Here is a 22,379-nt window from a genome sequence, read left to right as displayed (position 1 = left end):
GCCCGCCGGACTTCCGGCGGGCGTCACGTCGTTGTCGGTGTCCCGTCGCCCAACCGAGCAGGAGTCGGACGGGCACGGCGGGACCGGTCGACCCCGCGCGTCGGGCGATCGCAGGAATAACCCCCGTGAGCCGGGTATCCGTGCGGTCCAACGTCTCAAGGGGGGAAGCATGTTGGGTCTCAAACGCCTCGGCCTGTTGGCCGCGCTGGTGCTGGTGGGCGTCGCGCCGGCAGCGGCCGCGCAGGCGGCGGCACAGCCGTCGACGCAGGACACCCAGTACCTGCAGGCGGTGCACCAGGTGAACCTTTTCGAGATCACCGCCGGTGACCTGGCTCAGCAGAAGGGCCAGAACCAGGGGGTCAAGGACCTGGGCGCGATGTTCAAGACCGACCACACCCAGCTGGACCAGACGGTGCAGCAGACCGCGTCGCAGCTCAACGTCCAACTGCCGAACGAGCCCACGGCCGACCAGCAGGCGGTCATCGACAAGTTGAACAACGCCAGCGGCGCGGAGTTCGACCGGCTCTGGGTGACCAGTGAGCTGGCCGGTCACGTCCAGGCCATCCAGGCCACCCAGACGGAGATCTCGCAGGGCTCCGAGCAGTCGGTGGTCCAGTTGGCCCAGACGGCCCTGCCGACGCTCCAGGCGCACTACGACGAGCTGGTCCAGCTGGCCAACCAGTTGGGCATCCCGGTCCCGCAGACCAGCGCCAGCGGCACGCCCAGCCCGGGCACCTCGTCGCCGGCTCCGGGTGGCGTCACCGAGTCGCCGGCTCCGAGCGGTGGGATCACCGAGTCGCCGGAACCGGGCCTTGGCACCACCGAGCGGCCCGCTCCCAGCGAGAGCTGATCTCGCGGTAGCGCGACGGCCGGTCCACCCCGCAACGGGTGGACCGGCCGCGGCGCGTTCCGCCCGGCCGCGCAGGCGGCCCGGGGGTCAGTCGGCGTCCGCGAGGCCGATCGCGAACGTCTCCTCAAGGTCGAGCTTCGAGTACGCCCGGAACGCGATGTGCGACTCCGTGTTCAGCACACCCGGCACCTTGGAGATGCTGCCCGCGATGACCTGCGCGATCTGGTCGAACTCGCGGACCCGGACGATGGCGATGAGGTCGACGTGCCCAGCCACCGAGTAGACCTCGCTGACGCCGGGGACGTTGGCCAGGGCGTCGGCCACCTCGGGGATCGCGTCGGTGGCGCAGTCGATCAGCACGATCGCGGTGATCACGGGGCATTTCTCCGTTCGTCGGCGTCGTCGCCCATGCTAGACCCGCACCGTACCGTCGTCGCCGAAGCGGATCACGTTCCGCAGCCGCTCGTCCTCCCGTACGGTCGCGCCCGGCCAGATCACGCTGCGCCGCACGTCGCCGTCCACCCGGGCGTCCGCGCCGACGACCGCCTCGACGCAGTTCCCGGTCACCGTGGCCGACTCGTCGACGAGCACGCCGCCGGCCGCCGCGTGCAGGTTCGCCGCCAGGTAGTCGGCCGGCGTGCCGGTGTCGTAGAAGGTGCCCGCGTACGGCACCACGGCGAGTGCCCCGGCCGCCTCGGCCGGACGCCACACGACGCGCACCAGGTCGGAGAAGACCACCGGCAGGTCGCGGACCAGTCGCCACGGCAGCAGTGAGAAGCCGGTGAAGCAGTGCCCGGCGAAGGTGCCCGGGGCGTCCGGGTCGGCGGCGGGCTGCCCGAGCAGGCGTACGGAGTCCCCATCCCAACCGTCGAGCAGCGCGGCCACGTCGGGGCCCGGCGCGGCGGCCGGATCGGCCAGGTACGCGTCGGCGTTGCCGACTAGGACACCTCGACCGTCGATCCAGTCCCGCAGGTTCGCCACTCCGCCCGCCGTGCCGAGCGGGTCGCCGGGCTCCACCGACAGGTGGGCGCGGTCGCCGACGTGCGCGACCACCTGGTCGGCGAGGTAGCAGGCGTTCACCGCGACCCGTGCCGGACCGCTCAGGCCGAGTCCGGCCAACCGATCCAGGGCCCGGTCCAGGAGCGGCACGTTGCCGACCGGGCAGAGCGCCTTGGGCACCCGGTCGGTGAGCGGGCGCAGCCGGGTGCCCTCGCCCGCGGCGAGCACGACCGCGCAGACGTCCCCCGGCCCGCTCGCCCTGGTCATGGCGCGGTGTCGGGTATCGGCGGCGGGAACTGCCCGGCCAGCGGCCCGATGTCGTAGTAGGCGAGCAGCCGCGCGGTCGGCCAGGTCAGCTTGGGCAGGTCGTCCAACCGATGCCAGGCGGCCTCGAAGACCTCCCCGCCGTCCACCACCAGTTCGGTGCTGGACGCCGGCACCTCCGTCTCGAAGACCATGTCCACCCAACCCTTGGCGTGCACGATCGCGTTCGGCACGGCGGGGCGCAGCCGGGACGGCGGCAGCCGGATGCCGGACTCCTCGAACAGTTCACGGGCCGCGCCCACCACCGGGGGCTCACCCCGGTTCAGCAGGCCGGCGGGGAGCGACCAGCCCTTGCCGGGAGGCTGGCGCAGCATCAGCAACCGACCCGCGCCCGTCGCCTCCGCGTCGCGGACCAGGGTGACCGCGCCGACGATGTACTTCGGTACGGCGAGCCGGACCAGACGCCGGCGCACCGGCAACGGCAACCGGTAGAAGGCCTGGTAGAAGACGGCCCGACCGGTGGCACGGGAACGGGGGATCATGACCCCAGGCTAGTGGTCACGAATGTCCCTCGGACGCGCTGGGGCCGCCGGAGTCACTGTCGATGGTCGACAAGGTCGATGAGCTGGCGTACCACCGCGTCCGGTTCGATCACCCGGTCGAAGACCGCGACCAGCAGGGTCTCCAGGTCGGGGTAGCCCAACTCCTCGGAGAGCCGCAGCAGCGGCAGGTCGCTGGCGAGGCCCCGGTTGTGCTGGCGCAGGGCGAGACCGATGGTGGCCCGACCGAGGCGTACCTTGTCGCTGATCGTGATACCCGGCTCGGTGTGCTCGGCGAACCACCTGTTGATCTGCATCTGCGCGTGCGGCGACTTGACGAAGCCCAGCCACTCCTTGCGCGGACCGCGCGGCGCGGCGGCGGCCTCGAAGCCGTTGTCGGCGTCGTTCTCGGTGAAGATCTCCACCACGTCGCCCTCGTCCAGTTCCGAGCTCAGCGGCGCGAGCCGGCCGTTGATGCGGGCGGCGAGGCAGTGGTCACCGCGATGACTGCCCAGCTCGTACGCCAGGTCGACGGGTGTGGCGCCGGCCGGCAGCACCACCTGACGGCCGTCGGCGAAGACCTGGATCTGACCCTCGGCGAGGTCGCAGCGCAGCGACTCGTAGAACTGGGCCGGGTCGGCGGCCTCCGGCTCCCAGTCGAGCACGCGGCGCAGCCAGTCCAACTGCTCGGCCCGGGCCGCCGCGCTGCTGCTGCCCGAGCGGGGGAAGCGGAAGTCGGCGGCGATGCCGTACTCGGCCGAGCGGTGCATCTCCTCCGTGCGGATCAGCACCTCCACCGTACGGTCCTGCGGGCCGCAGACGCTCGTGTGCAGCGAGCGGTAGAGGTTGTTCTTCGGGGAGGCGATGAAGTCCTTGAAACGCCCCGGTACCGGCCGCCACGTGCCGTGGATCGCGCCCAGCGCGGCGTAACAGTCGGTGGCCGGGCCGTCGACCACCACCGAGATGCGGGGGAGGTCGTACGGCGCGGTGTGACCGCCGGCGACGGTGTCCTTCCAGATCGAGTAGAGGTGCCGGGGACGGGGGCTCACCTCGGCGTCGACCCGGCTGCGCTTGAGGGCGACCCGGGCGCGGCTGACCACGGCGTCGAGGTAGGCGTCCCAGCCGGGCCGGTCGTGCACGTGCCGGGCCAGCCGGGCGTGCTCGTCGGGCTCCAGGTGCAGCAGCACCACGTCGTCCAGCTCACGCTTGAGGGTCTGGATGCCCAACCGGTCGCAGAGCGGGACCAGGACCTCCTGCGTCTTGCGGGCGATCCGCTCCCGGGACGCCGCCGAGCGCACACCGAGCGTACGCATGTTGTGCAGGCGGTCGGCCAGCTTGATGATCAGTACCCGGACGTCCTTGGCGGCCGCGACGATCATCTTGCGGACCGTCTCCGCCTCGGCGGCCTTGCCGTAGAACGCCTTGTCGAACTTGGTCACCCCGTCGACCAGGTGGGCCACCTCGTGGCCGAAGTCCTCCGAGAGCGCCTGGAGCGTGTAGCGGGTGTCCTCGACGGTGTCGTGCAGCAGCGCCGCGACCAGCGTGGTGGTGTCCATGCCCAGCTCGGCGCAGATCTGCGCCACCGCGAGGGGATGGGTGATGTACGGCTCGCCGCTCTTGCGGAACTGCCCGCGGTGCATGTTCTCCGCGATCGTGTACGCCCGGCGCAGCACCGCCGGATCGGTGCCGGCGTGGATGCCCCGATGGGTGCGGACCAGCTGGGTGACCGGGTCGGAGTCGGTGGTCGGCCAGGTGAGCAACGACCGTAGTCGGCGGGTCAGGGGCAGCTCGCCCGACTGGGTTGGCAGGGCGCCCCCCAGGGCGGCGCCGTGTCCGGCGTCGACGTCCACGAGGGACACCTCCTCACCCCGGCTCCGCGGTCACCGTACCCGGTGATCGGGAGCAGGCCCACGAAACGGGCAGGACTGCACTTCCTTAACAGCCTAAGCGAGTCGACGTAGTCCGATCGGTCAGTTGGTCATGAGCGTTCGGTCGAGAGTTGGTGCGACGCCCCGCTCTCGGCCTTCGCCAGCAGGTCACGGAAGCGGCCCGCGCCGCCCGCCGGCGACGACCATCCGGACGACATCTCGACCAGCCGGGTCTCCGGCCGCTCCAACCAGGACAGGATGCGCTCGGACTCCTCGGCGGTGGCCGACGGCACCGGCCCGTGCCCGCCCGACACCGTCTCGGCCGTGGCCCGGATGGCGTTCAGGGTGGGTCGCGGGTGGACGCCCGGCGGGGACACCCCGGCGCCGGCGAGCCGACCGTGGCGTACCAGGGCCAGCTCCCAGCCGCCCCGCGCGGCCGGCCGGGCCGCCGCCAACTCGACGATCCCGGTCAGCGCCGCCAACCGCTGCATCCGCACCGTGGCGCGCAGCACCGCCGCCAGCCGGGACCGCACCACGGCGGCCTCCTCGTAGCGCTGGTCGGCCGCGAGCACGTCGATCCGGGCCAGCAGCGCGTCCACCACCGGCTGCGGGTCGCTCGCGGTGGCCGTCCGGAATGGCGCGACGGCTCTGTCGTCGTACTCCTCGGGGGTGATCCGGTGCTCGCAGGGCGCCGGGCAGCGACCCAGCTCGGCCAGCGCGCAGGCCGGCGTGACGGTGCGCAGCGAGAGCCGGTGCGTGCACTGGCGCAGCGGGACCGCGTCGTGGAAGCCGGCGGCGGCCAGCTCCGCGGCGCGCCGGGAGCTGAACGGCCCGAGGTAGGCGGTGTCGGTGGGGGAGATGTCCCGCACGACCGACAACCGGGGGTACGGCCCGTCGGTCAGTTTGAGCCAGACCATCCGCTCCGGGTACTTCGACCGCCTGTTGTACGGAGGGGCGTGCGCGGCGATCAGCCGCAGCTCGCGGACCTCCGCCTCCAACGAGTGCGCGCACTCCACGGCCTCGACCCGCTCGGCCGCGGCCAGCATCTCGGAGATCCGGGCGCGCTTCTCGCCGGCGGTGAAGTAGCTGCGCACCCGGGTGGCGATGTCGCCCGAGGTGCCGACGTAGAGCGGCCGGTCGTCGGCGGCCCGGAAGATGTAGACGCCCGGCACCTTGGGCAACCCCTCGGCCAGGTGCCGCTTGCGGCGCTGCGTCGGGGTGACCGCGCGGGCGAACTCGATGGCGTCGCCGACGGTGTCGACACGGTGCCCGCCGAGGCGGCCGATCAGACCGTGCAGCACGTCGACGGTGGCCTTGGCGTCGTCCAACGCGCGGTGGGTGGGCTGGGTGGCGGTGCGGAAGTACGCCGCCAGCGTGCCGAGCTTGCGGTTGGGCACCTCGTCGCGGGTCAGCACCCGCCGGGCCAGCGCCGCCGTGTCCAGCACGCGGGGGTTGGGCCAGCGGTAGCCATGCCTGGCGCAGGCGGCCTTGAGGAAACCCACGTCGTACGGGGCGTTGTGGGCCACCAGCACGGCGTCGGCGATGAACTCCAGGAAGCTGGGGAGCACCTGCTCGATCGGCGGGGCCGGCAGCAGCATCGCCTGGGTGATCCCGGTCAGCACGGTGATGAACGGGGGGATGGGCTGCCCCGGATTGACCAGGGTGGCCAGCACCCCCAGCTCCTCGCCACCGCGGACCTTGACCGCGCCGATCTCGGTGATCCCGCCGCCGTCCGGCGCGCCGCCGGTGGTCTCCAGGTCGACCACCACGAAGGTCGTCGCGTACAGCGGCAGGGCCGGGTCCACCCCGCCCACCGCCGGGTCGAGACCGGCCAGTGACTCCTGGACGTACTCCGCCTGTGCCATCGGCGGCACGCTAGCGCCCCGGTCCGACACTCCCGTCGCAGGCGTCCCAGCAGTCACCATGGGGCTAGGATGAGAGATCGGCTCACTCACCAGGCGGTGGGCCCGCCAGCGGTGGGAGACTTGCCACATGCCCCTCACCGAGCCGCACGACGACCACCTCCCGCAGGAGGATCCGGTCGCGGGCGACGGCGCGGTGAGCGATCCGGACGCCGGTGACAATCCTACCGATTCGGGTGTCGAGCCGGAGCCCACGTTGCCCGAACCGGTCCGCCAGCGGATCGTGGCGCTGACCGCCGCCGTGCTGCCGGGGTTGCCCGCCGACGAGGTGCCGGTGCCGCTGCGGCGGGTGGCCAAGTTCGCCCCCAACCGGCGGGCCCGTCTCGGCGCTCCGGCCATCGCCGCCCAGCTCACCGCCGACCCGCTGTTCCGGCAGCGGGTCACCGCCCGGGTGCTGGCCGACTCCGGTGACCTCGGGGCGGCCGTGGTCGAGGGCACCGCGCCGGCGGCGGCCGACCCGGTCGAGGTGGCCGCGCTGGCGTACCTGGCCCGGCCGCGTGGCTGGCGGGAGTTGATCGACGCCAGCGGCGCGGCGGTCCGCGCCGAGGCGGACAGCGCCGTCGTCGCCGAACTGGTCCGCGAGGCCGAGCAGCGGGCCACCCGCGCCGAACACGACCGTGCGGTGGCCCGGGTCGAGGCCGACAAGCTCCGCGACGAGCTGGCCCGTGTCCGCGAGGAGCTGGGTCAGCTCCGTGAGGAGTCCCGTCAGCTGGCCCGTACGCTGCGCGAGACGCAGGCCCGCGAGCGTAAGGCCACCGAACTCCTCGCCACCGAACGCGGCCGGGCCGCCCGCGCCAGCGCGGACGTCGACGCCGAGCTGCGTCGCGCCCGCGCCCGGCTCGCCGAGGCGGAGGCCGCCGCCGGGGTGGCCCGGGCCAGCGCCAAGGAGGCCCGCTCGGTCGACGACGCCCGCCTCTGGCTGCTGCTGGAGACCATCGGCCAGGCCGCCGTCGGGCTGCGCCGGGAACTGGCGCTCGACCCCGTCGACAAGCTCCCGGCCGACTTCGTCGCCGACGCGTTCGCCGAGCAGTCCGGCGGCGCGCCGGCGGGACCGGCCGCCCGCGCCCGCGACACCGACGACCCGGCCCGGCTCGACCAGCTGCTCGCCCTGCCCCGGGCGCACCTCGTCGTGGACGGCTACAACGTCACCAAGCGCGGCTTCGGCGAGATGTCGCTGGAGCAGCAGCGCAAACGCCTGATCACCGGGCTGGGCGGCATCGCCGCGCAGACCGGCGACGAGGTCACCGTGGTGTTCGACGGGGCCGAACGGATGCACGGGCTGCCGCCCACCCCGCGTGGCGTACGGGTGCTCTTCTCCCGCAAGGGCGAGACCGCCGACGAGCTGATCCGACGCCTGGTCCGTGCCGAGCCGTCGGGCCGTCCGGTCGTCGTGGTCTCGTCCGACCGCGAGGTCGCCGACGGGGTACGCCGGCACGGCGCGTACCCGCTCGGAGCCGACTCGCTGCTGCGCCGCCTCGCCCGCTCCTGACCGGGGCGTCCGGGCCGAAGCCCCGGCGCTCTTGATCGACACGAGGTCAGCGAAGTGGGGGTGTCCGGGCGTTCGGGATACCCCGATTTCGCTGATCTGGAGTCGATCTAGCCCTCAACGGGCGGTTCTGTCGTACCCGGTGGATAGCGTCGATGTGACCGACGGTGCTCGGGTGGCGACGACAGGGTGTCGATCGCGCATCGCGAGCGATCAGGAGGCGTGATGCTGATCGACTGCGACGGGTGCGCGAAGCGGGCCCACGGCTGTTCCGGCTGCCCGCTGACCGCCCTGTTCGACGACACGTCCCCGGCGGCCGGGCTGGTCGCCGCCGAGGTCGAGGCGATCGAGGTGTTCGCCCGGGCCGGCTTCGACGTCGAGGTGTTGGCCGCGCCCGCGCTCCCCGACGCTCCCGCCCGGCCCGGCGCCCGCGCGCGCCGGGCCCGCCGGGTGGCCTGAGCCCTCACCCGGGCCACTCGCCAGCCGGTCGACGAAGTGGCTCACCGCACGCGAAGCGGGCTTTTCGCGGGCCATAGGATGGGCGGTCACGGCGGGAGGAGCGGCGGGATGAGCGGGGTACGACGCGAGCACGGCGGGCCCCTCGGTGTCCCGCGCGCCGACGCCCTACGACAGGGTCGCGGCGTCGCGCGGCGGTACGAGGGCGTCGCCTGGCGGCGTCATCATGCGCGGGTGCTGGGCGTGCTCGCCGCGGCGGTGCCCCGGTGAGCCCGCGTGGGTGGGCGCTGCTGACGTTGGCCGGGTTGACGGTGGCGCTGTTGGTGACCGCCGCGGTGTTCATCCCCTGGCATCGACCCCCGGCGCCCCGTGCCGACCAGCTCGCCGCGCTGCGGGATCTCCCGGCCGACCAGGTGGCCAGGGGACGCGAGTTCCGCGCCGCCCTGCGCCCCGGCGGCTACGCCGCGCTCGCCGTGGGGCTGCTGATCGCCGTCGCGCTCGGGCTCACCCCGCTGGGCAGCCGCCTGGTCGAGCTGGTGGGCCGGCCCTTCGGTGGGCACTGGATCGCCCAGGCGGTGCTCGGCGGCCTCGCCGTGGTGCTCGTCGCCGACCTGCTCACCCTCCCGTTCTCCGCCTGGCGGCAGACCATCCTGACCCGCTACGGGCTCAGCACCAACTCCTGGAGCGGCTGGGCCGTCGACCTGCTCAAGTCGTACGCGGTGAGCGCCGTCATCGGTGCGGTGGCGCTCTTCGGCTTCTACCTGGTGATCCGGCTCGCGCCGCGCTGGTGGTGGGCCCTCGGCGCGGCGGGCGCGGCCCTGCTGGTGGCGCTGCTGTCGTTCGTGCTGCCGGTGCTCGTGGAGCCGGTGTTCAACAAGTTCACCCCGATGGAGCAGGGTCCGCTGCGTACCGAGCTGATGAGCATGGCCGCCCGCGACGGGGTTCCGGTGCGCGACGTGCTCGTCGCCGACGCCTCGCGGCGTACCAGGGCGGTCAACGCGTACGTCTCCGGCCTCGGTCCGACCCGCCGGGTGGTCGTCTACGACACGCTGCTGCGTGAGGCCACCCCCGCCGAGGTGACGGCCGTGGTGGCGCACGAGCTGGGTCACGCGAAGGACTCCGACGTGGCGGTGGGCACGCTGACCGGGGCGCTGGGCGCCGCCGCCGCGGTGGTGGCCCTCTACCTGCTCGGTTCCTGGGGGCTGCTCCTGCGGTTCGCCGGCGTCGACTCGATCGCCCATCCACGCGCGTTTCCGCTGGTGATCGCCCTGGTCACGGTTGCCGGTCTGGTCGCCACCCCGGTGCAGGCGCTGATGTCGCGGCGGGTGGAGGCGCGGGCCGACGCGCACGCGCTCGCGCTCACCGGCGACCCGGTGGCCTTCGAGTCGATGCAGCGCCGTCTCGGCACGGTCAACCTGGGTGACCCCGACCCGCCGCGGTGGGAGTACCTCTACTCGGCCTCGCATCCGTCCACCGTGGAGCGGATGGCCGCCGCCCGCGCGTACGCCCGGGAGGCACGCCGATGAGCCGCACGCTGCTGATCACGAACGACTTCCCGCCCCGCCCGGGTGGCATCCAGTCCTTCGTGCACAACCTCGCCGTGCGTCAGCCGGCCGGGTCGGTGGTCGTCTACGCGTCGAGCTGGCGCGGTGCGGAGAAGTTCGACGCCGACCAGCCGTTCGAGGTGATCCGGGAGCGTACCCGGGTGCTGCTGCCCACCCCGCTGATCGCCCGGCGGGCGGCCCGGCTCGCCCGCGCGTACGACTGCGACACGGTGTGGTTCGGCGCGGCGGCCCCGCTGGGGTTGCTCGCCGGCGGTCTGCGCAGGCGTGCGGGCGTACGCCGGGTGGTGGCGCAGACCCACGGCCACGAGGTCGGTTGGGCGGCGCTGCCGGCCGCGCGGCCGGCGCTGCGGCGCATCGGGCGTGGTGTCGACGTGACGACGTACCTCGGGGAGTACACGCGTACCCGGCTCGCCCGGGTGCTGGACGGGGTGACCGACCTGCGGCGGCTCGCGCCCGGCGTGGACGTGGACACCTACCACCCGTCGGTGGACGGCGAGCCGGTCCGGGCCCGGTTGGGGCTGACCGACCGGCCGGTGGTGGTCTGTGTGTCCCGGCTCGTGCCGCGCAAGGGCCAGGACATGCTGATCCGGGCACTGCCGGAGATCCGCCGCCGGGTGCCCGACGCGGCGCTGCTGATCGTCGGCGGCGGGCCGTACCGGGCCACCCTGGAGAAGCTGGCCCGCCAGACGGGCGTCGAGCGGGACGTGGTCTTCACCGGCTCGGTGCCGGCGGCCGACCTGCCCACGCACTACGCGGCCGGCGACGTCTACGCCATGCCCTGCCGCACGCGCAACCGTGGCCTGGACGTGGAGGGGCTGGGCATCGTCTATCTGGAGGCGTCCGCGACCGGCCTGCCGGTGGTGGCCGGCGACTCCGGTGGCGCGCCGGATGCGGTCCGGGAGGGCGAGACCGGGTACGTGGTCCGTGGCCGGGACGTGGCGCAGCTCGCCGACCGGGTCGCCCGGCTGCTCGCCGACCGGGATCTGGCCCGGCAACTCGGCGCGGCCGGCCGGGCATGGGTGGAGCGGGAGTGGCGCTGGGAGGCGCAGGCGCAGCGGATGGCGGCCCTGCTGGCCGGCTGACCGATCGCCCCGGCTCAGGGGCGGGCCGGCCGGGGCGGGGCGTAGCGGGGGACGTACTCCTGGTTGGTCAGCTCCTGGATCGCGGCCATCACCTCGTCGGTGACGGTCCGGACGTCGCGCGGCCCGGTGATGCGGTCGGCGACCGGGATCGCCGGGCCGAACCGCAGGGTGACCGGGTGCCGGCGGGGAACCCGCGCGTCGACCGGGAGCACCTCGGCGGTGCCGAGCACGCCGACCGGGACGATCGGCACCTCGGCGTCGCGGGCCAGCCGGGTCATGCCGACCCGTCCCCGGTAGAGCCGCCCGTCCGGGGACCGGGTGCCCTCCGGATAGATGGCGACGAGGCGGCCGGCGCGCAGCACCGGCACGGCCGCGTCGAGAGCCGTGAGAGCGGCCCGGCCGCCGGCGCGCTCGACACGGATGGCGCCCATCCCGGCGACGACCTGCCGGGTGAGCCAGCTGCCGGTGAAGTACTCGGCCTTGGCCCAGAAGGTGACGTGTCGGGGCGTGAGGCAGGCGAGGAACACCTGGTCGGCGACGGACAGGTGGTTGCTGGCGAGGATCGCGCCGCCCTGGCGGGGCAGGTGTTCCAGCCCTTCGACGCGGGGTCGCCAGCCCAGCCGCAGGGCCGATCCGACGGTCAGTTTGCTGAGGTCGTACAGCAGGGGCACGTCTTCTCCGGTTCAGTTCTGCGCGGGGCCGAGGTGCGCGTCGAGCGCGGCCCGCAGCACGGTGTCGTCGTCGCTGACGCCGGTGGCCAGTGGCAGGCTGCCCCAGGCCCAGAGCTGGGCGATGCCGTGCAGGTTGGCCCAGAGCGCGCCGGCCACCACCGGCGCGGGCGCGTCGGTCGGCCGTCGTGTCTGGGCGACCAGGTCGGTCAGGAGGGTGAACAGCGGCAGGCTCGTCTCGCGCAGCCGCAGGCGACCGCTGGCCAGCAGGTCGTGGCGGAACATCAGCTCGAACATGCCACGGTGCCCCGCGGCGAAGTCCAGGTACGTCCGGGCCAGCGCGACCAACCGGGTACGCGGTTCCTCGCCGGCCGTGTGCATCGTCCGCTCGACCCGGGCGGTGAGGTCGGCGAAGCCCTCCCGGGCGATGGCCGATAGCAGGTCGACGTGGGTGGGGAAGTAGCGGCGCGGAGCGCCGTGTGACAAGCCGGCCCGTCGGGCGATCTCCCGCAGGGACACCGCGGACTGGCCCTCGCGCAGCACCAGGTCCACGCCGGCAGCCACCAGTCGGGCCCGAACTCCGGTCTCCACGTCCATAGACAGTGTCTACCAGGTTGCCGTAGACATTGTCTACGCTGATCGGTGTCGACGCGGCTGCGCGTGCGGGCTCAGCGGATGCGGGCCAGGATGCGGTCGGCGGGCGCCGGACGGCCGAAGTGCCAACCCTGGGCGGCGTCGCAACCGATCGCCCGCAGCCGCTCGGCCTGCCCGGCGGTCTCCACCCCCTCGGCGGTCACCGTGAGGTCGAGCGCGTGCGCCAGCGACACCAGCGAGGCGAGGATCCGCTCGTCGGTACGCCCCACCGTCGGCGACCGCAGCCCGGCCACGAACTCGCCGGCCACCTTCAGCTCGGTGACCGGCAGATCCCGCAGGTACGCCAGGTTGCTGTAGCCGGTGCCGAAGTCGTCGATGGCGATGCGTACGCCCAGGTCGGCCAGCACCCGTAGCGCCCGGACGGGCTCCTTGGCGCTGCTCATCATCGTGCTCTCGGTGATCTCCAACTGGAGTCGTTCGGGCGGCAGGCCGGTCTGGCTCAGCAGCGTACGGACCTCCGCCACCAGACCGGGTCGGTGCACCTGCCGGACGGCCAGGTTGACGCTCACGAACGGCGCCTGCGCGCCGCCCGCAGACCACGCCTCCGCCTCCCGGCACGCCTCGGCGAGCACCCACCCGCCCAGCTGCACGATCAGACCGGTCTCCTCCGCCAGCGCGATGAAACTGTCCGGCCGCAGGACGCCCAACTCCGGGTGCCGCCAGCGGACCAGCGCCTCCACGCCGAGCAGCCGGCCGTCCCGCAGCGACGTCAGGGGCTGGTAGTCCAGGTAGAACTCGCCCCGCTCCAGCGCTGCCGGGATGGCCGCCGACAGGGCGTACCGGGCCAGCTCGCGGCGGTTGCGCTCGGCGTCGTACAGCGCCCAACGCGCCCCTCCGGCCGACTTCGCCCAGTGCAGGGTGCTGTCGGCGGCCCGCATCAGGTCGCTCGGGCTGGAACCGGCCACCTGCCGCTCGACGATGCCGATGCTCGCCGTGACCTGGAGTTCGTGCCCGTCGACCACCACCGGTGTCCGGACCGCGGCCAGAGCGCTCTCGGCGACCTCCACGACCGCGTCGGTGCCGCCCGCGCCCTCCACCAGGATGACGAACTCGTCCCCACCGAGGCGGGCCACCAGATGCTCGCCCAGGGCCTGGCGCAGCCGGTCGGCCACCGTGGTCAGCAGCCGGTCGCCGACCTGGTGTCCCAGACTGTCGTTGACCACCTTGAAGCGGTCCAGGTCCAGGAAGCACACCCCGACGCGCTGGGCGCCCCGGCCCGGTTCGTTGAGCGCGGCGGTCAGCCGCTCGGTGAACAGCGTCCGGTTGGGCAGCCCGGTGAGCGGGTCGTGGGTGGCCTGGTGACGGAACCGCGCCTCGCTGGCCCGCAGCGCCCGTTCGGCCTGCGTCCGGGCCTTCATGGCAGCCCGGCGGATGGACTCCTGCTCGTCGAGCGTGCGGTCCCGCAGCGCGCGGGCGTAACCGGTCGCCACGGCGGCCAGCAGTCGGGCCATCCGGTCCTCGACGTCCTCGGCCACCAGTCCCAGGTCCCGCACGAGACGGAGCTGGATCACCTCGACGGTACGGCCGAGTCCTTCGGCGGACGCGATGTGCGCGGCGACCAACTCCGCGCCGACCCGGTGCCCGGCCCGCAGGTCGAACGGCTCGGCGAGCAGGGCCCGGGCCAACTGCCCGGTGAGCCTCTGTAGCAGGGCCTCGAGCTGGGCCTGTGTCATCGGCAGGTAGCTCGTACCGGAGACCGCCTTGGCCCAGGCGCGGGCGAAGGTGCCGGGGCGGGTGACCGCCGAGGGCGGCTCAGTCACCGAGTCGCCCGACGCCACCCATGAAGACCGCCCGCTCGGCGTCCTCCGCGCTCTCGGGAGTGTCCGGTCGCCACTGTGGCACCCACACGACGCCCGGGTCGACCAGCTCGAACCCGTCGAAGAGGGCGGTCAGCTCGGCCCGGTTGCGAATGGTGAGTGGGCTGTCGGTACGCCGGTAGACGCGCTCGGCCTCGGCGCGTTCCTCCCCGGCGCGGCCGTCGTCGCTGGCCTGCGACAGCACCAGGTAGCTGCCGGGCGCCAACGCGTCCCGAAGCGTCGCCAGCAACTCCGCCGGGCGGTCGTCGTCGGGGACGAAGTGCAGGACGGCCACGATCATCACCGCCACCGGCCGGCTGAGGTCGAGCAGCCGACGCGTGTCGGGGTGCGCCAGGATCCGGTCCGGGTGCCGCAGGTCCTCCTGGACGATGGCCGCCCGGTCGTTGCCGGCCAGGATCTCCCGGCTGTGCGCCACCGCGACCGGATCGACGTCCACGTAGACCACCCGCGATGCCGGGTCGATCCGCTGGGCGATCTCGTGCACGTTGCCGACCGTGGGGATGCCCGAACCGATGTCCAGGAACTGGCGGACGCCGGCCTCGGCGAGGTGGTGGACCGCCCGGCGCAGGAACGCCCGGTTGGCCTGTGCCGCCAGCGGCGCCTCCGGGACGGCCGCCACCATCGCCTGCGCGGCAGCCCGGTCGGCGGCGAAGTTGTGTGATCCGCCGAGGTAGTAGTCGTACATCCGGGCGACGCTCGGGCGCTCGATGTCGATGGTGTCGGGCGCCCAGTCCGGCCGCTGCATGCGCTCACCCCTTGAGTCCACGACGCGGGCGTCACCGCCCGCGCGGGTATTCTGCCCCCGCGGTACCCGCCAGACCATAGCGTGCCCGTCCACTCGTCGCGGACGTCGGTCGATACGCGAAGGTCCGCGCCGGCGGCGAGCCGGCGCGGACCTTCGGTTACGGGATTCCGCTCGACGAACGAGCGTGGGTCAGAACTTCGGGGCGTCCGGCGCTTCGAGCAGGCCGAGTCGCAGCGCGGTCATCAGGGCCTGGGCCCGGTTGGCGGCGCCGAGCTTCTCGTAGAGCTTGGAGATGTGCGTCTTCGCCGTGGACTCGCTGACGAAGAGCTGCTTGGCGATGCCCGCCACGCTCATCCCGTCGGCGAGCAGCCGCAGCACCTGCCCCTCGCGGGGGGAGAGCTGCGGACCGGAGGGGGCGAGCCGACGCTTCATCGCCTCGGCCAGGTCGGCGGCGGTGAACGCGCTGGGCGACGACGCGGCGTGCCGCGCGGCGGCCACGACCTCGTCGGCCGGGGCGGTCTTGGGCACGAAGGCGCTCGCCCCGGCCTCCAACGCCCCGAAGAGCTGGTCATCGCCGGCGTACATGGTCAGCACCACGATGCCCATCGACGCGCTGGACTTGCGCAACGCGCGGGTGGCCTCCAGGCCGCTGCCGTCGGGCAGCCGCAAATCCATGATCACCACGTCCGGCTGGAGGGCGCCGGCCTGGCGTACCCCCTCTGCCGCGGTCGCGGCCTCGCCGACGACCTCGAACTGGCGGTCACGCTCGAAGGCGTGCCGCAGGCCCTTACGGATCAGGTCATGATCGTCGACAAGGAGGACCTTGGTGCGGGTGGCCGGTGTCGGGCTTGTGGTCATCCTCGGGTTACTCCCCTTCTGGTGCTGCGCTGTCACGCACGTTATCGCGCCGGGACGAGGTGCCGAGAACCACCGCCACGGTCGTGCCGCTGGGTTGCCGCGGCCTGATCTCCAACCGGCCCCGGATACGTTCCGCCCTCTCGGCCATGATCGCAAGACCGTACCGCCCGTCGGGGCGCTGGTCAGCCATCCCCTGACCGTCATCCGACACTTCTATTTGCGCGTACGGGGGGTCGACCTCACACGTGACCCACAAATTCGACGCCCCGGCGTGCTTGCGGGCGTTGGTCACCGCCTCCTGGGCGATGCGCAGCAGCTCGGCCTCGGTGGCGGCCGGCAGGCGGGCCGTGGACTCGTCCAGCGACAGGTGCACCCGCAACCCGCCCGAGGCGCCGACGGTGCGGGCGTACTCGGCGATCGCCGCGGCCAGCCCGCCCTGCCGGTCCACCTCGCTGCGCAGCTCGAAGAGGCTCAGTCGCAGCTCCTGGATCACCCGGGTCACCTCGGCGCGCAGCGTCCGCAGCGCCTCGGCGGTCTCGTCCGCGTCGTCGAAGACGGTGGCCATGGCGTTGTCGATGCCGTAGCCGACCATCACCAGCTCCTGCGCCACCCCGTCGTGGATCTCCCGGGCCAGCCGCTGGCGCTCCTCGTTGGTGGCCAGCGACCGGACCTCGTCGAACAGCAGCGCCGCCTCCAGCCGCAGCGCGGCCGGGCGGGTCAGCGCGGTCACCCGGGACACGACCGGCGGCGGGTACGCCTGCGCGACATCGGCCTCCAGCACCACCAGCCCCACCGTGCGGACCCCCGCCACCAGCGGGACGATCAGCGCGGACACGTCCGGACCCCGGTGCGAGCGGGACTGCGAACGGGCGGCGGTGGTGGCCTGCTGGCTGGCCCAGGCGTCGGCGATAGCCGAGTCCGCGTCCAGCGTCGTCTCCCAGTCCACCCGATCCGCGCCGGCCTGGGCGAGGACCACGAGCCGGCCGCCGCCGCTGGCGGACAGCACCGCGCCCCGGTCCGCCCGGGCCACCGTGCGCAACTCCTCGATCAGGTGCTCGGAGATGCCCCCCGGGTCCAGGGTCGCCCCGGGCAGTTGCCGGGCCACCGTCCGCAGCTGGGTCAACAGGCGGGTGGCCTCGGCGTACGGCTGGGGCTTGCCGTCGGCGCGTACCGCCATCACCCGGTGCAGCGTGCCGGCGGCGTAGAGCCCGAGCGCGGCCAGGATCAGCCACTGCGCGCAGACCGCGAGGTAACCCACCTGGCCGAGCTGACGGTCCCCGTCGACCTCGGTCAGAGCGCCGCTGACCAGCAGCGTGCCGGCGGTCACCGCGAGCAGCGCCGCGCCCTCGCGGAAGCGGCGGCGCAGGGCGGTGACGGTCACCGGCACCGCCAGGTAGGGCAGCACGGCGGAGGCGCCGAGCCCGTCGACCGTGCCGCCGATCGACGCGACCGCGGCGACCTGGCTCGCGGCCAGCCCCAGCACCACCACCTCGGCGACCCGGCTCAGCGGCCCGATCAGCCGGTGCTGCGGCGCGAGCAGGGAGGGCAGCCCGGCGACCGCCAGCAGCGCGATCCACCACAGCTGGGTGACGTCGCGGGTGGCGAACAGGGTCAGGATCGCGACCAGCGCCAGCATCACCAGGCGGGCGGCCGCGGCGAGAGGATGCGGGTGTGGGGCGGCGGTTGTGGATGCGGGCACGTGACGGATCGTAGTCAGCCGCGGTAGATGTCGGCGATCTCCGCCGCGTACGTCTTGTGGACGACCTGCCGCTTGACCTTGAGCGACGGGGTCAGCTCGCCGGTGGCCTCGGTGAAGTCGCGGGGCAGGATCCGGAAGACCTTGATCGCCTCAGCCTTCGACACGGCCCGGTTCGCGGTGTCGATCGCGGACTGCACCTCGGCGCGCAGGCCCTCGTGCTCGCGCAGCGTCTCCATCGGGGTCTCCGGGGGCAGTCCGGCGTTCGCCAGGAAGGCCGGCAGCGCCTCCTCGTCGATGGTGACAAGCGCCGCGATGAACGGCTTCGCGTCCCCGACGACGACGCACTGGCTGATCAGCGGGTGCGCCCGGACCTGGTCCTCCAGCACCGCCGGGGCGACGTTCTTGCCGCCGGCGGTCACGATCAGCTCCTTCTTGCGGCCGGTGATGCTCAGGTAGCCGTCGGCGTCGAGCTGGCCCAGGTCACCCGTGCGGAACCAGCCGTCGGGGCTGAGCGCCTCCGTGGTCGCCGCCTCGTTGTGCCAGTAGCCCTGGAAGATCAGCTCGCCGGAGATCAGGATTTCGCCGTCGTCCTCGATCCGGACGGTCACGCCGGGCAGCGGCCGGCCGACGGTTCCGATCCGGGTGCCGGTCGGCAGGTTCGCGGCGGCGGCGGGCGACGTCTCGGTCAACCCGTACCCCTCCAGGACCGTCACGCCGATGCCGCGGAAGAAGTGACCGAGCCGCGCGCCCAGGGGCGCGCCGCCGGAGATGGCGTCGCGGCACCGACCGCCGAGCGCGGCGCGCAGCTTGCGGTAGACGAGCCGGTCGAAGACCGCGTGCTGGGCGCGCAGCGCCAGGCCCGGCCCGCGCGGGGTCTCCAGGGCCTCGCTGTACGCGATGGCGACCTGCTCGGCGCGGGCGAAGACGCCGCCCTTGCCGTCGGCCTCGGCCTTCTGCTTGGCCGCGTTGTAGACCTTCTCGAACACCCGGGGTACGGACAGCACGAAGGTCGGGCGGAACTCCTGCAGTTCGCCGACCAGGTTCTTGGTGTCGGCGCAGTGCGCGAGGGTGGCCCGCGCCTGCACCACGCCGATCTGGATGAGCCGGGCGAAGGCGTGCGCCAGCGGCAGGAAGAGCAGGGTGCTCGCGCCGGCGTTGAACAGGTTCGGCAGCACCGGCACGGCGTTGGCGATGTCGGCGTACATGTTGCGGTGGGTCAGCACGCAGCCCTTGGGGCGGCCGGTGGTGCCGCTGGTGTAGATGATGGTGGCCAGGTCGTCGGCGCGGACGGCCTTGCGGCGCTGCTCCACCTCGGCCAACTCGACGGCCGTGCCCGCGCGAACCAGCTCGTCGACCGCGCCCTGGTCGATCTGCCAGACGTTCGTCAGCTCGGGCAGGCGGTCGCGGACACCGGCGACCAGGTCGGCGTGCGCGCCGGTCTCCACGACGGCGGCGACCGCGCCGGAGTCGGCGATGATCCAGGCGGCCTGCTCGGCGCTGGAGGTCTCGTAGATCGGAACGGTGACCGCGCCGGCCGCCCAGATCGCGTAGTCGATCAGCGTCCACTCGTAGCGGGTCCGGCTCATCAGGGCGACCCGGGCGCCCGGCTCGATGCCGGCGGCGATCAGGCCCCGGGCCACGGCCGCCACCTCGTCGCGGAACGCCAGGCAGGTCACCTCGACCCAGGTGGTGGTGGTGCCGCCGTCGGTGGAGCGGGTGGCGCGGGCGAACTGGACGGTGTCCGGCGCGATCTCGGCGTTGTCCCACACCGGATCGGTGAGGTTGGCCGCGTCGCCAACGGTGACGATCGGCGGAACGGAGAACTCGCGCACCTGCACTCCTTCGTGCTCGCACTGGCCCGGGCCGAACATCGCCCGAGGGCATCGGCTCTGTCGAAACCTACCCGGCGGGCGTTTCGGGTGGGGTAGGCAGGGCGCGGCGGGGGCGGCGCGGGGTGCGGGCGGCGTCAGCCGGGTAGCCTCCCCCCATGGCGGACTCCTCCACCCAGTCGATCATCATCGGCGCGTCACCCGAGCGGGTGGCGGCGGTCATCTGCGACTTCCCGAGCTACCCCGAGTGGACCGAGGCGGTCCGCGGCGCCGAGGTGATCGAGGAGTACGAGGACGGCTACGCCAGCCAGGTGCGTTTCACCATCGACGCCGGGGTGATGGCCGACGAGTACGTGCTCGCCTACGAGTACGCCGAGGACCTGTCCCGCGTGCAGTGGCACCTGGTCGCCCCCTCGAAGATGCAGAAGAGCCAGCGTGGCTCGTACGACCTGGTGGCGAACCCGGACGGGACGACAACGGTGACGTACACGCTGGAGGTCGAGCTGTCCGTGGGGATGCTCGGCATGTTTCGGCGCAAGGCCGAGAAAATGATCATGGATACCGCGTTGAAGCAGCTCAAGCGCCGGGTAGAAGCACCCGGTGCGGCGCAGTGACGCGTCCGGCGGCAGGGTAGAGGAGCCGAGGGTGGGCGGAACGGACCCGGGTTCGGCCCGGGAAGAGGCGGAGCGTCTGGTAGCCGCCCTGCTCGCGGGGGCGCGCCTGGCGTCCAGCGGGTCGGGGGGCGGGGCGTTCGGCCCGTTGGGCGGCATGGTGGCCGGTGTCCTCGGTCACAGTTCCGCTCCGGGCGGCGGCGGCCGTACCGCCGGTGGTTTCGCCACCGGTTCGGCCGAATGCTGCGTCTGCCCGGTCTGTCGTGGCATCGCCGCGTTGCGCGACCCGAGTCCGGAATTCGCCGAACGCCTCGCCACCGGCGCGGGCGACCTCGCCGCCGGCGTGGCCAGCCTGCTCCGCGCGTTCGCGCCGCCGGAGCCGACCGCGACGACCGTGCCGGAGCCGTCCACGTCGTCGCAGGCGGCGCCCCCCACGAGCGACGACCGCGAGGCCCCGCGGGCCGCCCCGACCGCCCGCTCGGCCGAGGCCGTCGACGAGCACGTGTGGCGCGATGCCACCCGCACCGGGCATGATTCCCAACCGGCGCCGGAGCGGGATGTCTGGTCGGTCGCCACCCGGTCGGCGGACACCTCCGCCCCGACCACCGCGGCACCCGTCGACGACGCCGGGGCGGTGGCCGCGCCGGTGCCGACCAGCCGACCCGTGGTGCCCGCTTCGCGGGCGTCCGACGACACCGGCGCGGACGCGCCGGGCGGCGGCGCCTGAGCGCGGGACATCGCGATCCGGACCGGCGTGCCTCGTGGCGCGCGCGAGCCGGACAGCACAGCAGAGGGGAGCGGCGGCGGTGACGCTGACCATCGGAGTCGACGTGGGTGGCACGAAGGTGGCCGGCGGTGTCGTGGACGACACCGGCGCGGTCCTCGTGCAGAGCCGACGGGACACCCCCGCCGACGACGTCGCGAAGACCCGCGACGTCATCATCGAGCTGGTCGACGAGCTGGCCGCCGGTCGGACGATCGAGGCCGTCGGCATCGGCGCGGCCGGCTGGATCGACGCCAGCCGCTCCACCGTGCTCTTCGCCCCCAACCTGGCCTGGCGCGACGAGCCGCTGCGCGAGTACGTCAGCAGCGCCGTCGGCCTCCCGGTGATCGTGGAGAACGACGCCAACGTGGCCGCGTGGGCCGAGTTCCGCTACGGCGCCGCCCGCGCCGCCGACGACTCGATGATCATGTTCACCATCGGCACCGGCGTCGGCGGTGGCATCGTCCTCGGCGGCGAGCTGATGCGCGGCGCGCACGGCATCGCCGCGGAGCTGGGCCACATGCTGGCCGTGCCGGACGGGCACCAGTGCGGCTGCGGGCGGCTCGGCTGCATCGAGCAGTACGCCAGCGGCAGCGCCCTGGTCCGCTTCGCCCGCGCCGGCGCCCGACAGGAGCCGCAGCGGGCCACCGCGCTGCTGGAGCTGGCCGGCGGCGAGCCCGAGGCGATCACCGGCCACATGGTGACCGCCGCCGCGCAGGGCGGCGACCCGGTCTCCGCCGAGGCGTTCGCGCAGATCGGCCGGTGGCTGGGCACCAGCCTCGCCGACATGGCGCAGATCCTCGATCCGCAGACCCTGGTCGTCGGCGGCGGCGTGATCGACGCCGGTGACCTGCTGCTCGGTCCGACGCGTCGCTCGTACCTCGACGCGCTGGCGCAGCGAGGTCGCCTGCCCGTGGCCGAAGTGCTCCCCGCCGAGCTGGGCAACAGCGCCGGTGTGATCGGCGCGGCCGACCTGGCCCGCCGGATCTGAGGCGGTCGGGGAATGGGCGTGCCGCTGCGGGTGGTGTCGTACAACATCCACAGCCAGCGCGACGACACCGCCGCGCTGGCGGCGGTCGTCCGGGCCGCGAAACCGGACGTCGTGATCGTGCAGGAGGGACCCCGCCGGTTCCGGTGGCGGCAGAAGTCCGCCACGCTGGCCGAGTCGTTCGGCCTGGTGGTCGCCGCCGGAGGTCTGCCCGCCCTGGGCAACCTGCTGCTGACCAGCCTGCGGGTGCAGGTGCGCGACACCCGTTGTCAGCGCTTCCCGTTGACCCCCGGCCGGCACCTGCGCGGCGCCGCGTACGCCGACTGCCGGGTCGGCGACGCCCGCTTCACGCTCGCCGGCTCGCACCTGTCCACCGACCCGGCGGAGCGGCCCGCGCAGGCCGCCGAGTTCCGGCGCGGCCTGGAGGCGGCGAGCACTCCGGTGGTGGCGGGGGCCGACCTGAACGAGGGGCCGGACGGGCCGGCCTGGGCGACGGTGGCGCGCGGCCTGACCGACGCGGCGGTCGCCGCCGACCGGGCGGAACGGCTCACCTACTCGTGCGCCGACCCGCGGCGGCGCATCGACGCGCTCTTCGTCGATCCCCGGATCACGGTGGTCGACTACGACGTGGTGGACACCCCGCAGACCCGCCGGGCGAGTGACCACTTCCCGGTCCTCGTCGACCTGCTGCTGCCCGCCACGGCCTGACCCCCACC

The 22,379-nt window shown here is 73.6% G+C and carries 22 protein-coding genes; 10 read left to right on the top strand and 12 right to left on the bottom strand.

What is annotated here, in order from left to right:
* The first annotated feature begins 169 nt into the window (after positions 1 to 169).
* Positions 170 to 850: a DUF4142 domain-containing protein gene (locus tag ACTFTM_RS23735; protein WP_449562672.1), complete on the top strand. Its 681-nt coding sequence runs from the start codon at positions 170 to 172 to the stop codon at positions 848 to 850.
* An 87-nt stretch (positions 851 to 937) separates the two neighbouring features.
* On the opposite strand, the gene ACTFTM_RS23730 is transcribed toward ACTFTM_RS23735, so the two are convergent.
* From ACTFTM_RS23730 to ACTFTM_RS23710, 5 genes are all read right to left on the bottom strand, one after another.
* Positions 938 to 1,225 (bottom strand): Lrp/AsnC family transcriptional regulator, encoded by a 288-nt coding sequence (locus tag ACTFTM_RS23730; RefSeq protein WP_355049387.1) that lies wholly within the window; start codon positions 1,223 to 1,225, stop codon positions 938 to 940.
* Between the two features lie 36 nt (positions 1,226 to 1,261).
* Complete coding sequence (locus ACTFTM_RS23725; protein ID WP_449562671.1) at positions 1,262 to 2,116, bottom strand: nucleotidyltransferase family protein; 855 nt, start codon at positions 2,114 to 2,116, stop codon at positions 1,262 to 1,264.
* Positions 2,113 to 2,655, bottom strand: a complete 543-nt coding sequence (locus ACTFTM_RS23720) for an NUDIX hydrolase (RefSeq protein WP_449562670.1) — start codon at positions 2,653 to 2,655, stop codon at positions 2,113 to 2,115. Before ACTFTM_RS23720 ends, ACTFTM_RS23725 begins: the two co-directional genes overlap by 4 nt.
* A gap of 53 nt (positions 2,656 to 2,708) precedes the next feature.
* Positions 2,709 to 4,502, bottom strand: coding sequence for a RelA/SpoT family protein (locus ACTFTM_RS23715; protein ID WP_449566712.1), 1,794 nt, complete (start codon positions 4,500 to 4,502; stop codon positions 2,709 to 2,711).
* A gap of 128 nt (positions 4,503 to 4,630) precedes the next feature.
* Positions 4,631 to 6,385: a DEDD exonuclease domain-containing protein gene (locus ACTFTM_RS23710; RefSeq protein ID WP_449562669.1), complete on the bottom strand. Its 1,755-nt coding sequence runs from the start codon at positions 6,383 to 6,385 to the stop codon at positions 4,631 to 4,633.
* Positions 6,386 to 6,512: 127 nt separating this feature from the next.
* Between ACTFTM_RS23710 and ACTFTM_RS23705 the strand changes: the two genes are divergently transcribed.
* The 5 genes from ACTFTM_RS23705 to ACTFTM_RS23685 all read left to right on the top strand — a co-directional run bounded on the left by ACTFTM_RS23705 (position 6,513) and on the right by ACTFTM_RS23685 (position 11,031).
* Positions 6,513 to 7,931 carry an NYN domain-containing protein gene (locus ACTFTM_RS23705; RefSeq protein ID WP_449562668.1) on the top strand — a complete coding sequence of 473 codons (1,419 nt, stop codon included), beginning with the start codon at positions 6,513 to 6,515 and terminating at the stop codon, positions 7,929 to 7,931.
* Positions 7,932 to 8,153: 222 nt separating this feature from the next.
* The gene (locus ACTFTM_RS23700) at positions 8,154 to 8,387 is read left to right on the top strand and encodes a hypothetical protein (RefSeq protein WP_449562667.1); all 234 of its coding nucleotides are present in this window, start codon (positions 8,154 to 8,156) and stop codon (positions 8,385 to 8,387) included.
* Positions 8,388 to 8,495: 108 nt separating this feature from the next.
* The gene (locus ACTFTM_RS23695) at positions 8,496 to 8,654 is read left to right on the top strand and encodes a hypothetical protein (protein ID WP_449562666.1); all 159 of its coding nucleotides are present in this window, start codon (positions 8,496 to 8,498) and stop codon (positions 8,652 to 8,654) included.
* Positions 8,651 to 9,910 (top strand): M48 family metallopeptidase, encoded by a 1,260-nt coding sequence (locus ACTFTM_RS23690; protein ID WP_449562665.1) that lies wholly within the window; start codon positions 8,651 to 8,653, stop codon positions 9,908 to 9,910. The genes ACTFTM_RS23695 and ACTFTM_RS23690 overlap by 4 nt, the downstream gene beginning before the upstream one ends.
* Positions 9,907 to 11,031 (top strand): glycosyltransferase family 4 protein, encoded by a 1,125-nt coding sequence (locus ACTFTM_RS23685; RefSeq protein WP_449562664.1) that lies wholly within the window; start codon positions 9,907 to 9,909, stop codon positions 11,029 to 11,031. Before ACTFTM_RS23690 ends, ACTFTM_RS23685 begins: the two co-directional genes overlap by 4 nt.
* 14 nt (positions 11,032 to 11,045) lie before the next feature.
* On the opposite strand, the gene ACTFTM_RS23680 is transcribed toward ACTFTM_RS23685, so the two are convergent.
* The 7 genes from ACTFTM_RS23680 to ACTFTM_RS23650 form a co-directional block, all read right to left on the bottom strand.
* Positions 11,046 to 11,702: a lysophospholipid acyltransferase family protein gene (locus ACTFTM_RS23680; RefSeq protein WP_449562663.1), complete on the bottom strand. Its 657-nt coding sequence runs from the start codon at positions 11,700 to 11,702 to the stop codon at positions 11,046 to 11,048.
* 12 nt (positions 11,703 to 11,714) lie between these two features.
* A complete protein-coding gene (locus ACTFTM_RS23675) occupies positions 11,715 to 12,296 on the bottom strand; it encodes a TetR/AcrR family transcriptional regulator (RefSeq protein ID WP_449562662.1) in 582 nt (193 codons plus the stop codon).
* Between the two features lie 71 nt (positions 12,297 to 12,367).
* Positions 12,368 to 14,131 carry a putative bifunctional diguanylate cyclase/phosphodiesterase gene (locus tag ACTFTM_RS23670; protein ID WP_449562661.1) on the bottom strand — a complete coding sequence of 588 codons (1,764 nt, stop codon included), beginning with the start codon at positions 14,129 to 14,131 and terminating at the stop codon, positions 12,368 to 12,370.
* On the bottom strand, positions 14,106 to 14,915 hold the full coding sequence (locus ACTFTM_RS23665) for an SAM-dependent methyltransferase (RefSeq protein ID WP_449562660.1): 810 nt from the start codon (positions 14,913 to 14,915) through the stop codon (positions 14,106 to 14,108). Before ACTFTM_RS23665 ends, ACTFTM_RS23670 begins: the two co-directional genes overlap by 26 nt.
* Before the next feature lie 189 nt (positions 14,916 to 15,104).
* A complete protein-coding gene (locus ACTFTM_RS23660) occupies positions 15,105 to 15,773 on the bottom strand; it encodes a response regulator transcription factor (RefSeq protein WP_007072219.1) in 669 nt (222 codons plus the stop codon).
* Positions 15,774 to 15,780: 7 nt separating this feature from the next.
* Positions 15,781 to 17,472: a sensor histidine kinase gene (locus ACTFTM_RS23655; protein WP_449562659.1), complete on the bottom strand. Its 1,692-nt coding sequence runs from the start codon at positions 17,470 to 17,472 to the stop codon at positions 15,781 to 15,783.
* Between the two features lie 14 nt (positions 17,473 to 17,486).
* Complete coding sequence (locus ACTFTM_RS23650; RefSeq protein WP_449562658.1) at positions 17,487 to 19,304, bottom strand: AMP-dependent synthetase/ligase; 1,818 nt, start codon at positions 19,302 to 19,304, stop codon at positions 17,487 to 17,489.
* 155 nt (positions 19,305 to 19,459) lie between these two features.
* On the opposite strand from ACTFTM_RS23650, the gene ACTFTM_RS23645 reads away from it, so the two are divergent.
* The 4 genes from ACTFTM_RS23645 (at position 19,460) to ACTFTM_RS23630 (ending at position 22,371) form a co-directional block, all read left to right on the top strand.
* Positions 19,460 to 19,915 carry an SRPBCC family protein gene (locus ACTFTM_RS23645; protein WP_449562657.1) on the top strand — a complete coding sequence of 152 codons (456 nt, stop codon included), beginning with the start codon at positions 19,460 to 19,462 and terminating at the stop codon, positions 19,913 to 19,915.
* Positions 19,916 to 19,946: 31 nt separating this feature from the next.
* A complete protein-coding gene (locus ACTFTM_RS23640; protein ID WP_449562656.1) occupies positions 19,947 to 20,639 on the top strand; it encodes a hypothetical protein in 693 nt (230 codons plus the stop codon).
* A gap of 79 nt (positions 20,640 to 20,718) precedes the next feature.
* Complete coding sequence (locus ACTFTM_RS23635; RefSeq protein ID WP_449562655.1) at positions 20,719 to 21,666, top strand: ROK family glucokinase; 948 nt, start codon at positions 20,719 to 20,721, stop codon at positions 21,664 to 21,666.
* Positions 21,667 to 21,678: 12 nt separating this feature from the next.
* Positions 21,679 to 22,371: an endonuclease/exonuclease/phosphatase family protein gene (locus ACTFTM_RS23630; RefSeq protein ID WP_449562654.1), complete on the top strand. Its 693-nt coding sequence runs from the start codon at positions 21,679 to 21,681 to the stop codon at positions 22,369 to 22,371.
* Positions 22,372 to 22,379 lie beyond the last annotated feature (8 nt).

The organism is Micromonospora sp. RB23 (genome assembly GCF_053585025.1).
Note: the sequence above shows the minus strand (reverse complement) of the source record. Positions and strands in the feature narration are given on the sequence as shown.

Excerpts from the sequence above, each read along its gene's own strand:
- ACTFTM_RS23735 (WP_449562672.1), top strand. The coding sequence starts at position 170 with ATGTTGGGTCTCAAACGCCTCGGCCTGTTGGCCGCGCTGGTGCTGGTG.
- ACTFTM_RS23725 (WP_449562671.1), bottom strand. The coding sequence starts at position 2,116 with ATGACCAGGGCGAGCGGGCCGGGGGACGTCTGCGCGGTCGTGCTCGCC.
- ACTFTM_RS23720 (WP_449562670.1), bottom strand. The coding sequence starts at position 2,655 with ATGATCCCCCGTTCCCGTGCCACCGGTCGGGCCGTCTTCTACCAGGCC.
- ACTFTM_RS23710 (WP_449562669.1), bottom strand. The coding sequence starts at position 6,385 with ATGGCACAGGCGGAGTACGTCCAGGAGTCACTGGCCGGTCTCGACCCG.
- ACTFTM_RS23705 (WP_449562668.1), top strand. The coding sequence starts at position 6,513 with ATGCCCCTCACCGAGCCGCACGACGACCACCTCCCGCAGGAGGATCCG.
- ACTFTM_RS23700 (WP_449562667.1), top strand. The coding sequence starts at position 8,154 with ATGCTGATCGACTGCGACGGGTGCGCGAAGCGGGCCCACGGCTGTTCC.
- ACTFTM_RS23695 (WP_449562666.1), top strand. The coding sequence starts at position 8,496 with ATGAGCGGGGTACGACGCGAGCACGGCGGGCCCCTCGGTGTCCCGCGC.
- ACTFTM_RS23685 (WP_449562664.1), top strand. The coding sequence starts at position 9,907 with ATGAGCCGCACGCTGCTGATCACGAACGACTTCCCGCCCCGCCCGGGT.
- ACTFTM_RS23675 (WP_449562662.1), bottom strand. The coding sequence starts at position 12,296 with ATGGACGTGGAGACCGGAGTTCGGGCCCGACTGGTGGCTGCCGGCGTG.
- ACTFTM_RS23665 (WP_449562660.1), bottom strand. The coding sequence starts at position 14,915 with ATGCAGCGGCCGGACTGGGCGCCCGACACCATCGACATCGAGCGCCCG.
- ACTFTM_RS23660 (WP_007072219.1), bottom strand. The coding sequence starts at position 15,773 with ATGACCACAAGCCCGACACCGGCCACCCGCACCAAGGTCCTCCTTGTC.
- ACTFTM_RS23645 (WP_449562657.1), top strand. The coding sequence starts at position 19,460 with ATGGCGGACTCCTCCACCCAGTCGATCATCATCGGCGCGTCACCCGAG.
- ACTFTM_RS23630 (WP_449562654.1), top strand. The coding sequence starts at position 21,679 with ATGGGCGTGCCGCTGCGGGTGGTGTCGTACAACATCCACAGCCAGCGC.